At 52.7% G+C, this 15,824-nt stretch carries 11 protein-coding genes; all 11 read left to right on the top strand.

The window, feature by feature from the left end; all coding sequences use genetic code 11:
* The first annotated feature begins 29 nt into the window (after positions 1-29).
* The 11 genes from LX66_RS23775 to LX66_RS23725 all read left to right on the top strand — a co-directional run bounded on the left by LX66_RS23775 (position 30) and on the right by LX66_RS23725 (position 15,781).
* Positions 30-1,964 carry a sialate O-acetylesterase gene (locus LX66_RS23775; RefSeq protein WP_145718082.1) on the top strand — a complete coding sequence of 645 codons (1,935 nt, stop codon included), beginning with the start codon at positions 30-32 and terminating at the stop codon, positions 1,962-1,964.
* A 33-nt stretch (positions 1,965-1,997) separates the two neighbouring features.
* Positions 1,998-3,659, top strand: coding sequence for a GH35 family beta-galactosidase (locus LX66_RS23770; protein WP_211366491.1), 1,662 nt, complete (start codon positions 1,998-2,000; stop codon positions 3,657-3,659).
* Positions 3,660-3,907: 248 nt separating this feature from the next.
* A complete protein-coding gene (locus LX66_RS23765) occupies positions 3,908-5,683 on the top strand; it encodes a hypothetical protein (protein WP_145718080.1) in 1,776 nt (591 codons plus the stop codon).
* A gap of 15 nt (positions 5,684-5,698) precedes the next feature.
* Positions 5,699-6,031: a DUF6660 family protein gene (locus LX66_RS23760; protein ID WP_145718078.1), complete on the top strand. Its 333-nt coding sequence runs from the start codon at positions 5,699-5,701 to the stop codon at positions 6,029-6,031.
* Between the two features lie 68 nt (positions 6,032-6,099).
* On the top strand, positions 6,100-8,268 hold the full coding sequence (locus LX66_RS23755) for a TonB-dependent receptor (protein WP_145718076.1): 2,169 nt from the start codon (positions 6,100-6,102) through the stop codon (positions 8,266-8,268).
* 53 nt (positions 8,269-8,321) lie between these two features.
* Positions 8,322-10,391 (top strand): CehA/McbA family metallohydrolase domain-containing protein, encoded by a 2,070-nt coding sequence (locus LX66_RS23750; protein WP_145718074.1) that lies wholly within the window; start codon positions 8,322-8,324, stop codon positions 10,389-10,391.
* A gap of 650 nt (positions 10,392-11,041) precedes the next feature.
* Positions 11,042-11,464, top strand: coding sequence for a Fur family transcriptional regulator (locus LX66_RS23745; RefSeq protein ID WP_145718072.1), 423 nt, complete (start codon positions 11,042-11,044; stop codon positions 11,462-11,464).
* Between the two features lie 135 nt (positions 11,465-11,599).
* Positions 11,600-13,981: a TonB-dependent receptor gene (locus tag LX66_RS23740; protein ID WP_211366489.1), complete on the top strand. Its 2,382-nt coding sequence runs from the start codon at positions 11,600-11,602 to the stop codon at positions 13,979-13,981.
* Positions 13,974-14,312, top strand: coding sequence for a hypothetical protein (locus tag LX66_RS23735; RefSeq protein ID WP_145718071.1), 339 nt, complete (start codon positions 13,974-13,976; stop codon positions 14,310-14,312). The genes LX66_RS23740 and LX66_RS23735 overlap by 8 nt, the downstream gene beginning before the upstream one ends.
* Positions 14,313-14,537: 225 nt before the next feature.
* A complete protein-coding gene (locus LX66_RS23730; RefSeq protein WP_145718069.1) occupies positions 14,538-15,014 on the top strand; it encodes a DUF4625 domain-containing protein in 477 nt (158 codons plus the stop codon).
* A 53-nt stretch (positions 15,015-15,067) separates the two neighbouring features.
* Entirely contained in the window at positions 15,068-15,781 is a 714-nt protein-coding gene (locus LX66_RS23725) for a DUF4625 domain-containing protein (RefSeq protein ID WP_158642742.1), read from the top strand.
* Positions 15,782-15,824 lie beyond the last annotated feature (43 nt).

The raw sequence follows: 15,824 nt of genomic DNA, 5'->3' as shown, positions 1-15,824 counted from the left end.
TTGCAATGAGCGGAAACAAACAATACGTTATGAACAGACTTTTAACACAGGTGCTCCCCCTGTTGCTGCTGCCATTTGTCACTTATGCCCAGATCAGGTTGCCCAGGTTGATCAGCGATGGTATGGTCCTGCAGCGCGATAAAAAAATCAAGGTTTGGGGATGGGCCGCCGCGGGAGAAAAAGTAAGCCTGCGTTTCCGGCAAAAGGAATATCATACCGTGGCTGACAATAACGGTAGCTGGGCCATCCAGCTCCCTCCGCAAGGTGCGGGCGGCCCTTATACAATGACCTTCAGCGCCAGCAACACGATCGAGATCAATAACATCCTGCTGGGCGATGTATGGCTTTGCTCCGGCCAATCCAATATGGAGCTGACCATGCAAAGAGTACAGGATAAATACGCCGCTGTCATTGCCGCTAAGGGAAATTCCATGATCCGGCAGTTCACCGTGCCGGATAAATACGATTTCAACCAACCGCATAACGACCTGGAAGCAGGCGAATGGCAGGAAGCTACGCCGGAGCATATCCTCGCCTTTTCCGCGGTGGCTTATTTTTTTGCCAGGGAAATATATGAAAAGTACCAGGTGCCGGTAGGTTTGATCAATTCCGCGCTCGGCGGCTCGCCGGTGGAAGCCTGGCTGAGCGAAGACGCATTGAAAGCGTTTCCTGCTCCCTATGCGGAAGCCATGAAGTTCAGGAACCAGGCGCTGATCGACAGTATTGAGGAGGCGGATAGAACAATTTCCGGGAAATGGTATGCCCGCCTGCATGGACAGGACCAGGGCCTGAAAGAACATTGGTCCGCCGCTGCGCTGGATGATGCGGGCTGGCAGCAGATGCCGGTGCCCGGCTACTGGGCAGATCAGGCGCCGGGCCGTACAAATGGCGTGGTGTGGTTCCGTAAAAGCGTGCATGTGCCGGCTGCCTTCATCAATAAGCCGGTAAGGCTCTGGCTGGGCAGAATTGTAGACGCGGACTCCGTTTTCGTCAACGGGCAGTTTGTGGGCACTACCGGCTATCAATATCCCCCACGTCGCTATGAATTGCCTGCCGGTGTACTGAAAGCTGGCAGTAACACCATTGCTGTAAGAGTGGTCAATACCGCCGGCAGGGGAGGCTTTGTGCCGGATAAATTATATGCCATTGCCACCGATACGGATACCCTGCACCTCGAAGGCGACTGGAAATACCGCCAGGGAGCGGTAATGGAACCACTGCGCGGCGCTACGTTTATAAGATGGAAACCGCTGGGCCTCTACAACGCTATGATCGCGCCATTGCTGCATTATGCCATCAAAGGATGCATCTGGTACCAGGGCGAAGCCAATACCGGCCGGGCGCAGGAATATACCGCGCTGTTCAAAGCCCTGATCAGCGACTGGCGCGCCAAATGGCAACAAGGTGATTTCCCGTTCCTGTTTGCGCAACTACCTGGTTTTATGGAGCCGGTAAGCCAGCCCGCCGAAAGCGACTGGGCTGCATTGCGGCAGGCGCAGCTCAACACCCTGCAACGGACACCGCGTACGGGCATGGCCGTTACCATTGACCTCGGCGAATGGAACGACATTCACCCGCTGAACAAACAGGATGTGGGCCATCGCCTGGCATTGCAGGCCATGCGCCTGGCTTATGGTGATAAGCATGTTGTTGCTTCCGGGCCTTTGTATCAATCCATGCAGGTAAAAGGGAACAAGGCTATTTTGAAATTTGCGGACAACGGCAGCCCATTGACAACCAAAAACGGGAAAGCCCCTCAATACTTTGCGATAGCCGGACCGGACCGGCAGTTTGCATGGGCGCAGGCCGACATAAGCGGGCCGTACGAAATAACGGTCTGGAGCGATCAGATTACGCAGCCGGTGGCCGTGCGGTACGCCTGGGCCAATAATCCTGAAGGCGCGAATCTATACAACCAGGCCGGCCTGCCGGCTTCACCCTTTGAAGCGGTTATTAAAAGATAGGGTACGCTATATCCTGTTAAAAACCTTCCGTACATGAAGTACTATTTTTCGCTGTTGTACATCGCCATTGTCCTTTTGCCTGCAATGTTGCATGCGCAGGAAAACAATCCTGCTCCACGCCTGGAAAGAAAAGATGCTGCCACGCAACTGCTGGTGGATGGAAAGCCTTTCCTGGTGCTGGGGGGGGAGCTGGGCAACTCCACGGCATCCACCATTGAGCAGATGCGTCCTGTATGGCCGCGCCTGCAGGCCATGCAGCTCAACACGGTATTGATACCCGTGTACTGGGAGCTGATGGAGCCAAAGGAAAATGTATTTGATTTTACCCGGGTAGATGATCATATCCAACAGGCCCGGCAGCATGATATGAAGATCATTTTCCTCTGGTTCGGTTCCTGGAAGAACAGCATGAGCTGTTATGCACCTGCCTGGGTAAAGACCGACGCGGACCGGTTTGAGCGGGCCACCGACAAGGACCGGAAACCGGTGGAAATACTATCCGCATTCGGTGAAGAGAATTTAGCGGCCGATAAGAAGGCCTTCGCCGCCCTGATGAAACATATCCGGCAGATAGACGAAAAAGAACGTACCGTGATCATGGTGCAGGTGGAAAACGAGATCGGGATGCTGGGCCCTGCCAGGGAAATTACCCGGAAAGCCAATGCTGCCTTTAACCGGCCGGTACCTGCTGAGCTGATGAATTACCTGGTCAACAACAAAGCCTTGCTCTTGCCCGGGCTGCGCAGCCGCTGGGCCGCGCAGGGTTATAAGACCAGCGGGAACTGGGAAGCTGTGTTTGGCAAAGGCCCGGCCACCGATGAGATTTTCCAGGCCTGGTACTATGCCCGTTTTGCCAATGCCGTGGCGGCGGCCGGCAAGGCGGAATATGATATTCCCATGTATGTGAACGCCGCGCTGTTCCGCGAAGGACAGTTGCCGGGCAACTACCCCAGTGCAGGACCATTGCCGCAGGTAATGGAGGTGTGGCAATGTGCCGCACCGGCAGTGGACATTTTATCACCGGATTTTTATAATCCCAATACTACCTACTGGTGCGACCTGTATACCCGCAAACAGCAACCGCTGTTCATTCCTGAAATGCGCTTTGAGCCTTCCTGCGGGGCCAAGGCACTGTATGTATTCGGGCATTACAACACCCTGGGCTTTTCTCCCTTTTCTATCGAGAACGGAGCAAAGGAGGAAGCAGGTGCATTAAAAAGCAGTTACGATATTATCCGCCAGCTACAGCCGCTTATCATAGCCGGCAACAGCATACACCGTAATGAAAAAGGCAACCGGGAAGGCATACTGGTAGATAAGGTTAATACCCGGCAAAAGCTCCGCCTGGGCGGGTATGACATTACCTTTTTGCACGACGGGCTGTTGCCCTGGTCGCCGGTGGCGAAGGATAGCGTATGGGAGCCCGGCGGCGGCATCATCATCCGGGTGGGTGAAGATGAGTTTATGGTAGGCGGCATGGGCGTTTTTGCCACATTTACGTCCGTTGATACCACGGAGGTAGCCAATATTTTATGGATTGATGAAGGCGAATTCGTAAATGGCGCCTGGCAACGCGGCAGAAGGCTGAACGGCGACCAAAGCCACCAGGGCCGCCACCTGCGCATACCCTTTGGCGAATGGGGGCTGCAACGCATAAAACTGTACAGGACGAATGTGGGTACAGCGACCTTTTAATACCCCCGGATGATTATATTTACACTATCTTTTGCCGGTAGATACTCTTTCCTACACTTTGTTTTGCGACGGTAAACGAGTTGAAAACCTGAAAAGATAAGACTATGAATACCCACGCTGAAAAAAAAGGGGAACGTAAAAACCAAATCCCTGCAAGTACGCCAATCGTATTGCAGCGGGGGCAGGCAACTCCACTTCAGTTCGAGGATAGTCGTCCCGAAACGGCTCAATCACAGGTACAGCGTGAAATGGCGGATAACAGTCCGCAGGTGAAGCGGCTGAGCACTTACCAGGAAATGGCCAATGACACGGCGCAGATAAAACAACTGAGAAGCTACCAGGCCCTGGCGGATAATTATGCCAGTATGTCGGCCAGCGGCGTTATACAACGCATGATCGGCAACGGCGGCTATTTACATCGGGGCCGGATAGTGATAGGGCCCTCCGGCGCCAGGTTTGAAATAGTGGACAATGATATTTTTCGCGGCAGGCTGGCATATAAGCTGGAAGACAGGGACGGGAACCAGGTATGGGCGGATTTTCAGGACAATAATTACAACTTTGATCCGTCCTATACCGGAGTATTAGGATTTACCGGCTGGGATGAAAAGAACGTTGAAGAAGGGGAAGCTACCAGGAAGCGGAAAAGAAAAAATGAGGGGAGTGCAACCAAGAAGAGAAAAACAATCGTACCCATCAAGTTCCATGTTGCCAGGCGGCACAACAGCGCCCGGACGTATACTACATTCGACGACCCCGGGGAGGCTATCCGGGTATTGAGAGAAGAATGCGGACTCACAGCGGAGCTGGCCACTTCGATCATCAGTAAAAAGGACTGGAGTTATCCAACGATGCAAAGCCTTATGTCGCTGTTGCAAAAAGAGGGCGCATTGCAGCCGGGGCTTGAAGAGGGGGCGAAACTATGGCAGGCTGAACAGCCGGCGAAGCAATACACCATCAAAACCACCTCGAATGGCTCCCCATTGGCACAGATTGTAGGTTGCCACTTAATGGAATACCAGGAAACGAATAACGGTACGCAGGGGCCCAGGCAAAGCAGGGATGAGTCCAGGAAGAAGCAACTGGAATTTACACAGGCTATACTGGGATTACCGGCGGAGCAGGCGCCGCTGCATAGCCTGGGGATTGGGCAGCCGGATCACGTTAAATTATTTCCTGCGTTATTCGATGTCAAATTTGAAGACAATCAAAACAAGCTGTTCAGTAAAACTGCGGGCTCCCTGACCTTTAAACTGTACCAGAGCGCGCTCAGCGGAAGGGATCAGCAGTTCAGCCATAAGGATACATTATTGAGCGCTGCGCGAAAGGACCGTAAAGAAAAGACAAAACAAGTGCTCCGGGAAATGCAGTTTGATGCGGATGCCTTGCACAGGTTCAGTGAAAAGGATGAAGATCACCTGAGGGTACACCTGGGCGTGAAAGATACCGGGAGTGATAATAGCATGGAAGAAGACGAATCCTGGAAATTCCCCTTTTCCGTAGCAGAGGTTGGTGAGTGGACCCTGCGTGAGTTTTATGATTATGTATTTAAGCACAATGTGTACTCGGGGGGCATGTTCAAGGAATATGCGGCAAAAATGGCAGAATTAGACATCCTGGAGGGCGAATCAAAGGATAGTGATGCACAGCAGCAGATAGAAAAGAGCCGGGCAAGGAGAAAGGGGGTGCAAAGCAGGGTGAAAAGCGCTAATGATGAATTGTTCAGGATCATGCGGGTGCTGCAGATCGATATTGTAAAAGCTTATCAGCGGCTGCACCAGTGGGAGGAAAAATTAAGCATACTTCAATCCGGTAACCCCGAAGATGAGCAGAAAAAGACGACAATAGCAGCGTATAAGGCATCACTGGGGGATTACATGAAAATGACATTAACAGAACTGAAAAAGAAGAGATACCCCACACCGCTACAGGGAATAGGGGACAAGCAATTGAAGGAACTAACGGGTACGCAGCCAACCGAGGCGCCTCCTGCTAAAAACGATGGTGAGGAAAACATATCATAGCGTATATTCGCATCCATGAAGTGGCTGCTTTACCTGTTCTCGTTTTACGTACTGCTGTTGTCCGGCATCCCCTGTGATGCGGACGAGCATTGCTGTGCGGATGAGATCACCTGCACCACCGAACCCGCGAAGCCGGCGCATGATCCGGATCATAAGCCGGCCTGTCCCTGCTCTCCCTTTTTTGCCTGTGGCGCCTGTCATGCCATTGTGGTGCCTGATCATACTATTGAATTTTTAAAGCCGCTACGCCCGGTAGCAGCCCCGCAAAGTGACTATAAAGTACATCCCCCTGCTGATTTTTCACCTTCCATCTGGCAGCCTCCCCGGCGGGCGCGTACCACCGCCTGATCATACTTTACAGCATGCCTGCATGCAGGCATGCGTCATTTATTTCATTATAAATTACATACCGGAAAATGATAAAAGTTTTAGCGCTGGCGCTATTGCTTTGCATGGGTAACCTGTGCATGGCGCAGCATCTGTTCACAGCTATTATAAAGGATGCAGACTCCCGCGAGCCGCTGGCAGGAGCCGCCGTACTGCTGGCAGGCAGCAACAAAGGCGCCGCAGCAGATGAAAACGGGATCGTGGTGCTTACCGGCATACCCGGTGGTAAGCAGGAACTGCTGTTTCGCTCTGTCGGCTACCGGCAGCATAGGGAAATACTTGTCTTTCCCCTGGATAATGACACGCTCACCATACTGCTGGAACCGGCAGGGGAGGAGGTGGAAGAGGTGGTGATCAGTTCTACCCGCAGCACCCGCACCATTCAGAACATTCCCACCCGCGTGGAATTTATAGGAGGGGAAGAACTGGAAGAAAAGGGCAATATGAAACCGGGGGACATACGCATGATGCTGAATGAAAGCACGGGTATACAAACCCAGCAGGTATCCGCTACCTCCGCCAATTCCAGCATCCGCATACAGGGCCTCGACGGCCGCTACACCCAGATGCTGAAGGACGGGTTTCCCATGTACGCCGGGTTTTCCGGCGGCCTGGGACTGCTGCAAACGCCTCCCCTGGACCTGAAGCAGGTAGAGGTGATCAAGGGCGCTTCCTCCACCCTGTATGGCGGCGGCGCTATAGCGGGGCTGGTGAACCTCATTTCCAAAGAGCCCACGGAAGAAAGGGAACTGCGCTTCCTGGTGAATGGCACTTCTGCCGGCGGTCTGGATATCAACGGCTTCTACGCTCAAAAATTCAAACGGACCGGTTGGACCGTTTACGCCGCCCGCAACAGCAGCCGGCCCTATGACCCATCCGGCACCGGTTTTACAGCCATTCCTGAAACAGAGCGCTATGTATTGAATCCACGGCTGTTTGTTTACTTCAGCCCCCGCACCACCATGAACATTGGCGTTAATACCATCTTCGAGGACCGCACCGGCGGCGACATCCGGTATATCAAAGGGCATGGCGACAGCACGCATAGTTACTTTGAACGGAATAAAAGCAGCCGTTTCTCCACGCAGTTTTCCCTCGGGCACCAGTTCAGCGACCACAGCGGCCTGGTGATCAAAAATTCCGTGAATAATTTTAACAGGAAGATCACGGTCCCCGCGTATGTTTTCGACGGTAAGCAATGGTCCACTTATTCCGAAGCAGCCTACCATAACAACCGGGAGCAAATGGACTGGGTTGCCGGTCTGAACGTGTATACTGATAACTTCAATGAATACCCGAAAGACAGTTTCCCGCAGCGGGATTACGGTCAATATACCCTGGGCGGGTTTATACAGAACACCTGGAAAGCCAGTGACTGGTTGCAGATGGAGACAGGCATACGCGGTGATTACGTGATAGATTACGGTTTTGTGTTCCTGCCCCGCATAGCCGCCCTCTTCAGGATCTCCCCCGCACTTAGTTCGCGTCTGGGCGGCGGCCTGGGGTATAAGGTGCCCAATATCTTCACGGAAGAAACGGAGCGCATACAATTCAGGTCGGTATTGCCTTTGGGCGCGGCGGCCGACCAACTGGAAAGGTCTTACGGCGTTAACTTTGATGTGAATTACCGCACCACTTTATTTGAAAAGCTCAGCCTCAGCATCAACCAGCTTTTCTTTTATACCCGTATCAACCATCCTTTACTGCTGGCGCAGGCCGCCGGCAACCGCTACCAGCTTGCCAATGCTGACGGTTACCTGGATACCAAAGGCTGGGAAACCAACGTTAAGCTGTCATTCCATGATTTTAAACTCTTTCTTGGATATACCTTTACCGATGCCCAATTGAAACAGGGAAGCAGGGTGCAGGAGAATCCGCTTACGGCGCGACATCGCCTGAATAATGTACTGATGTATGAAGTGGAGGAAAAATGGCGGGCCGGGCTGGAAGCGTATTACTACAGCCGTCAGCACCTGAACGATGGCGCCACCGGGCAGCCCTACTGGACATTCGGTTTTATGGCAGAACGGATGTGGGAACGCTTTTCCCTGTTCATCAATTTTGAGAACTTTACAGATACCCGGCAAACGAAGTTTGACAGCATATATACCGGAACGGTAACGCAGCCGGTATTCAGGGATATTTATGCCCCGCTGGACGGTTTTGTGGTGAATGGCGGGTTGAAGCTGCGGTTGTAGGGATTGGATTTCCCAGCGGAAAAATATATATTCAGCCAATAAAAATCCACGTCATGAGATTGGCTTTGTTATTTGCTATTACCTTATTCGTTACCGTTACTACCGCAGCCGGGGTAGGTACCGACCTGGAAGTGTTCAGGCCTGGTAACGGTGCGGTTGTCCGTCAGGAGGGTCAACTGCTGGAGATCACCTGGCCGGCCGGCAATGCACTTGCCGGTAAAATTATATTTGACCTGGCGCCCGGCCGCGCGCTTTTTAAAGAGATCTATCTCGGGAACAAACTGGTCACCGCCAATGTTGACCCGGCTTTTGTGCTCACAGTCGGCAAAAGAGACCTGCTTTCACAAAACAGGTGGAACATCTTTTTTGATAAAGTGCCCAACCGTCCGCATGAGTCATTCCCGTTAATAATGAAGAAGAACGCTGCATCCGTAAAGACGGAAGGCAGCCGCACGATCGTTACCATCGGGCAATTGACGGCAGAAAGCTTTACAGGTACCTTGGAAGTTACCTGCTACAACGGCAGCCCCTTATTCAATGTAGCCGCCGTGATAACCACAGAAGCGGAGGCCAAAGCAATTGTTTTCGATGCAGGAATGGTGAGCCGTTCTCCCGACTGGCAGCGGGTTTCCTGGATCACTACGGGTGACAGCCTGCGGCAGGCGCGGGTAGTGGCAAGTGACACCGCCCGCAACCTGGCGGTTAAGTACCGCGCCATTGCTGCGGCAGGCGGGCAAGGGGTGCTGGTATTGTTTCCTCCGCCGCACCAGTATTTCTATCCTTTGGATGAAGCCTTTAACCTGCGGTTTACCTGGTATGGCGGCGGGTACCGCCGGCTGGTGGATGGCTATGGCATTGGTATCAGGCAGGAGCTGCAGGGCGACAAACGTTTTGTGCCCTGGTTTAATGCACCGCCGGGAACAAAGCAGCGCCTCAATTTCTTTTGTTTATTGAGCACGGAAAACGATGCGGAGGCTTTTGCTGCCGTAAAACGTTTTACGCATAATGACCGCTACGTGCGGCTGCCCGGGTTCAAAACCATGTCCAGCCATTTCCATAATGAATTTATTATGAAGGTGGTGATGGCGGGAAAGCCGGTACCGGAGCACCCGGAGTTTGTGAAAGTGTTCAAACAACTGGGCCTTGATATTGTGCACCTGGCAGAGTTCCATTACACCGCTGATCCCAGGGGACCGGATGAGAAAAGACTGCCCCAGTTGAAGGCGCTTTTCGACTTATGTGAAAAGCAATCCGGCAAAGATTTCCTGCTGCTGCCGGGCGAAGAGCCGAATGAATTTTTGGGCGGCCACTGGCTCGAGCTGTTCCCCCGCCCGGTGTATTGGGTAATGTCCCGAAAACCCGGTGTACCCTACGTGGAAGAAAAAACCGGCTACGGTAAGGTATACCATATCGGCAACAAGGAGGAGATGCTGCGCCTGCTGGAAGACGAGCAGGGCCTTGCCTGGACAGCCCATCCCCGGACAAAGGGGTCCGTAAACACACCGGACATCTATAACCATGAAGCATTCTTTTTGTCCGACCGGTTTATGGGCGCCGCCTGGAAGGCGATGCCGGCAGACCTTTCCCAGCCCCGGCTGGGTAAAAGGGTCCTGGACCTGCTGGACGATATGAACAACTGGGGAACAAAAAAGACAGTGATCTCTGAAGCCGACCTGTTCACCGTCACACAGGAGAACGAGATGTATGCGCACATGAATGTCAACTACCTCATGCTGGACAAGCTGCCCGCCTACAAGGACGGCTGGAGCCCCATCCTCGACGCCATGCAGCATGGCCGGTTCTTTGGCACTACAGGTGAAGTGCTGATCCCCTCGTTAAAGATCAACGGGCATATCTCGGGCGATAGCCTGCAACTCCCTCCCGGCGGTATGGCGGATATCGTACTTACATTGAACTGGACATTTCCCATGAATTTCGTGGAGGTGATTTCGGGAGACGGTGCTAAAGTATACCGGGAGAAAATAGATCTCCGGGACACGGAGGCTTTCGGGGAAAAGACCTTTACCTTCAAAAGTCAACTGGCCGGCCGGAAATGGGTACGCGTGGAGGCCTGGGATGTAGCCGCCAATGGAGCTTTCAGCCAGACCTTCTATCTCCGCTAGGCGGTGGCATATTGTATGAAGTGAATGTTCGCCGGCAGACTGAAATCGCACAAATAGTGGTTTTGCTTAAATAAACTACTATATTTGCAACAATATTGCAAAAACGTGTCGGCCTTAAATACATACAGATCAGTGATCGCTGCTATGCTGTTGGCGCTGTACACCTTTATTGCAACCCCTGTTGAGCACTGGCATCACCATGCCTCGGCCGCTTCGGGAGCCGATCTTACAACGGTTCCGAAGGGAAAGGTCATACATGCAGGGAAAGAACATTGCAGGATCTGTACGCATCAATACAGCGTTTACGAGGAAAGCTGCCTCTTTCACTGGCAGCACCGGCCGCTGTTCCTGGGAATGATTACCTGCTTTTACAAGCGGGAAATTACTTTGGCCTTCACTTTAACCTGCTCCAATAAAGGTCCCCCTTTGCCTCACCTGGTTTAATATCACCGCTGCTTACAGCAACGGATCATGAAATGCATCACCTGCATGCCATGGCGTTAAACCGCACCGCGTGCATGTTGATCAGGGACGGTTTGCGTCCGCCTCTATTTATGTTCTCCTGCGCTGTAGCCTGGCAATGATCAATATGAATAAAAAGTGGTGCCAGGTATAGGCAACCTTATTTACATGCTCCATATTATTTTGTTATGCATCATCATGAAGTAACGGCCATGCTGCAAAAAAAAGGAGTCCTTCCTACTACGGCCAGAACCGCCTTGCTGGCGATCTTTCTCGAACGGCAGGAGGCCCTGAGCTTTCAGCAGATAAGAAGCCGGATGTCCGGCGCCTATAACCGCGTAACCATTTACAGGGCATTGGATCTGTTCCAGGAAAAAGGCATTATCCATATACTCCCATCCACGAGCCCGGTAACTCGCTATGGATTGCTGGAAAATAATAAGGACCCGTATTACCAGCAGCATTTACATTTTCTATGTGACATCTGCGGCCGCACAATTTGCCTGGGCAATATTCCCATTCCCCAGTTTAAGCTCCCGGAAGGCTTTAAGGAGAAGGAAACGGAAGTGGTGATCACAGGAGAATGCAACAGTTGTACGCAAACATCCTGATGCCGCTGATCGCATTTTATCGTAGGAATCTTCAGGGGATATTCTATATTTGCAACAGTATTGCAAAAAATGAGCTGAAGGTTTAATAAAATGCATAGTCACGTAGTTCCGCTATTATACTATTGTTTTCTCTTCATGACTGTTGCCACAGGGGCGATGGCGCAATCCGTCCGCCTGGCAGGCCGGGTGCTGGATCATACACAGGCGCCTGCCCGCGGCGCAACAGTGGCGGTGTACCCGGCCGCCAAAACTGCGGTGACAGATACAGCGGGATATTTTTCCTTTGCAGACCTGCCGCGCGGCAGGCAACAAATAACGGTGACCTTTACCGGCCATCACCAGGCTATGCTGGAAGTGAACCTGCGGAAGCACCTGAATAAAGTAGCGGATATCACCCTCATCCCGTTTACCCGGGTGCTTGGGGAAGTGGTGGTGTCAGATAATTATGCCGGGCGCAACCGGCGGGAGTCGTCGCTGCAGATCGAAGCGGTGAACAGCGATTATATCCGGCGCAACCTGGGAGGCAGCTTAATGCAATCCCTGGAGCGCCTGCCCGGCGTGAAAACCATCGGGATCGGATCGGGGAACTCCAAACCGCTGATCCGCGGGCTTGGCTTCAACCAGGTAGTGGTGGTAGATAACGGTATTAAGCACGAAGGGCAGCAGTGGGGAGCCGATCATGGCCTGGAAATAGACCAGTTTGCCGTGAACCGCCTGGAGATCATAAAAGGGCCGGCATCGTTCGTGTACGGCTCCGACGCTATCGCAGGCGCCATCGACATCAAGCCCGCTCCGCCGCCCTCGCAGGATACGCTGGGGGGCGCCTTTGACCTGGCAGGCAGATCGAATAATAACCAGTACGGCGGCTCTCTTCAGCTTTACGGGCGGAAAGGCGCGTTTTTCTTTGATACCCGCCTCACCCATACCGCCTATGGTGACTACCGGGTGCCAGCGGACACCGTGTATGTTTACAGTTACGCCGTAGGGTTGAATAACCGCTATGTACGCAATACGGCGGGCAGGGAATGGAACCTGCACGCCAGTGCAGGATGGATGGGTAGCCGCATGCAGTCCGTCTTTTACCTGAGCCGGGTGTACAATAAAACCGGTTTCTTTGCCAATGCACATGGCCTGGAGCCCCGCCGCGTAGATGCCGCGCTCCATGACCGTTCCAACCGGGACATGCTGATGCCTAACCAGGAAGTAACGCATCACAAGATCATTAACCGCAGCGTGTTCCGGCCGGGCAGGCACCGGCTGGAGACCGAGCTGGGCTTTCAGCGGAATTTCCGGCAGGAGTGGAACCAATATGTGAATCACGGTTATATGCCACCCGTTTATCCCGGTCACATGCAGGTGCCGTCTACCCTGGAAAGGCAGTATGACAAAAGGGTATATTCCCTGAACATACAGGATGAAATTACATTGGGCCGGCATGCGCTTACCTTTGGGGCCAATGGTGAATACCAGCGTAACCGCATTGATGGATGGAGTTTCCTGATACCCTCCTTTGACCAGGTGACGGCCGGCGCTTTCGTTTATGACAAACTGCGGTTGAATGACGCATTATTCCTGCACGGCGCGGCCCGTTATGACTACGGGAGGATCGATATGAAGGAGTATACGGACTGGTTCAGCTCGGATATTGTTTCCAACGGGGATACGGTCCGGCAATACCTGCAACGTGCCGGCAATCTTACAAGGATGTTCAACAGTGTGAACTGGTCGGCCGGCGTCAACTTTACGCCGGGGGCATTTACGCTGAAAGCGAATATCGGCAGCAGCTTCAGGATGCCGATCGCCAAAGAACTGGGCGCCAACGGTGTCAACTACCACTATTTCCGGTATGAGAAGGGAGACCCGGGATTGTCGCCGGAACGCTCCTACCAGTTGGATCTCGGGCTCGGCTGGACGGCCACCGGTTGGTCCGTGGAGTTGAGCCCCTTTTTCAATTATTTTCCCAACTATATTTATCTGAACCCTACCTCGCAGCACGACTACTATTACGGGGCCGGCAACCAGGTGTTTCATTACGCGCAAAGCCGTGTAATGCGCTACGGGGGAGAAGCGCAGGTGAGGTACAGGTTCCTGGAGCACTGGAGCGCGGAGATACTGGGGGAGTACCTGTATAACGAGCAACTGTCCGGAGAAAAGAAAGGCTACACCCTGCCCTTTACGCCGCCGCCTTCCCTGTTGTTAAACGTCAGTTATCACCCGGTGTTCAGGAAAACCCTGCACGAAAGCTATGTATCGCTTGACTACCGGCTGACGGCGAAGCAGGATAATATTGTTCCACCGGAAAGAAAAACACCCGGGTACCGCGTGCTCAATTTTTCGGCCGGGAGCAGGGTCCGGCTGAAGCGGCACGACCTGACCATTCACCTGCTGGTGCAGAATGTGCTGAATACGAGATACCTGCGCCATACCAGCTTCTACAGGCTGATCCAACTGCCGGAGCCGGGGCGTAACATTATTTTATCTGTTAAGATCCCTTTTAGTGTAAGCATCAATGGATAGGGCAGCCCACCATAAGAAAGTAATGATTGTACTGCTGTCTGCGGTCCTCCTGTTCTTTGCGCAGCAGAAGTCCCTGCATTACCTGGTTGTTCAGCATCATGTTAATGAACATAAGGACCTGTGCGGTATCCATAAAACCCAACGGCATTGCACGGTTTGCGACTATCACTTTTCTTTTGCCATCATCGCCGCCCCCCAGGTAGTGGATTTCATCGTCCAGCGATATACCTTATTGAATACCATCCGGTTTTCATACTGCATTCCTGCGGTAATCATTGACAGTTTCAAAAGGGGACCTCCTTTTTTCCCGTATGTCACTACCGATTTCTGACAAACAAATTGCTGCGACCCGGGCTATGGGCCCGGCTTTCCATCCTGCATACGCATAAGGTATGTGCCCGCCCGGCCTGCTGTTTCCGGCAAGGCGGCAAATCCAGGGAACCAGGAGAGTACTACCTGGGCGTGCTGTACAGGAACACCACCTGCAATATGAGCTTGTATCACTACATCGACTTTTCAATCCGTTACGAATAATCACTTTGTCAAAATCAATAGTATGAAAAAAGCCACATTCATGTGCCTTGCCGTATTGGCCTCCCTGTTATTTACGCGTTGCAGTAAAGACAAGGAGGAGGTGGATACCGTTTACCCGGAGATCGACCTTTCTGTTGCAGGGGCTTTTCCCCGGCAATGCAGCAGCATTCAACGCGGACAGGCTTTCACATTCAAAGCCCGTTTCAGCGATAACGCGGAACTGGGCTCTTACAGCCTCGACGTCCATCACAATTTCGACCATCATTCGCATAGCACCGAGGTGGAGGAATGCGACCTGGAGGCAAAGAAGACGCCGGTGCAGCCATTCCTGTTCATAAAGGATTATGCGATAACGGCCGGGCTGCAGGAATATGTAGCAACCGTTGAGATCAGCGTGCCGGCAGACGCCGACCCCGGGGATTACCATTTTATGGTAAGGCTTACGGACAAGGAGGGCTGGCAGACGATGAAGGGGCTCAGTATTAAAATTACTGACTGATAAACATGACTTGTTTCAATCCATCTTATTACCTAACATTTAAAACCGACATCATGAGAACTAATTTTAGAACACTATTCATGGTACTAAGCATTTCGGCCTTGTTTGCAGCCTGCTCCGATGATGATGACGTGCGTCCTGCCGCTCCTTCCATTACGGAAGTGGAGATCGGGGCCGATAACAGCAAGATCGGGTACGCTGGCAGCGACTTCCATATTGATGCAGCCATTACCGCCGCGGGCAGCATTGCAAATGTGCAGTTGGAGATACATCCCGAGTCCGGCGCCGGCTGGGAATATGACTCTGTTTATACGGAAGGCTTTGCGGGGCTGAAAAACGCCCAGTTCCATGAGCATATCGATATCCCGGCGGATGCCGCTGTGGGCCATTATCATCTTCATCTGACGGTAACGGATGAAAACGGCGTGAAAGCAGAAATAGAGGAAGAGATCGAGATCCGGCAGGACGCTACGCTGCCGTCTATTTCCGGGCTTGGCATTGAGCTTGAGAACAACGGGAATGAGCTTCACCTGGAAACAACCATTACCGCGCCTAACAAAATTGCGGAGGTGAGCGTGGAAATACACGGGGCCTGGGAGGAAGAGTACACCTACACCGATGCGGAGATGGTAGGGCAGACCACTTATGACTTCCATAAGCATATAGATATTTCAGCCGCTCCCGCCGGTCACTACCATGTTCATATCAAGGTGGTGGACCAGGCAGGAAAGGAACGTGAGTTTGAAGATCACTTTGATAAACCATAAGCAGCACCGGACCATACCAAAGCCCGCAGACAGCAATGTTTGC

The sequence above is a fragment of the Chitinophaga japonensis genome (assembly GCF_007830125.1).
Classification (GTDB): domain Bacteria; phylum Bacteroidota; class Bacteroidia; order Chitinophagales; family Chitinophagaceae; genus Chitinophaga; species Chitinophaga japonensis.
Note: the sequence above shows the minus strand (reverse complement) of the source record. Positions and strands in the feature narration are given on the sequence as shown.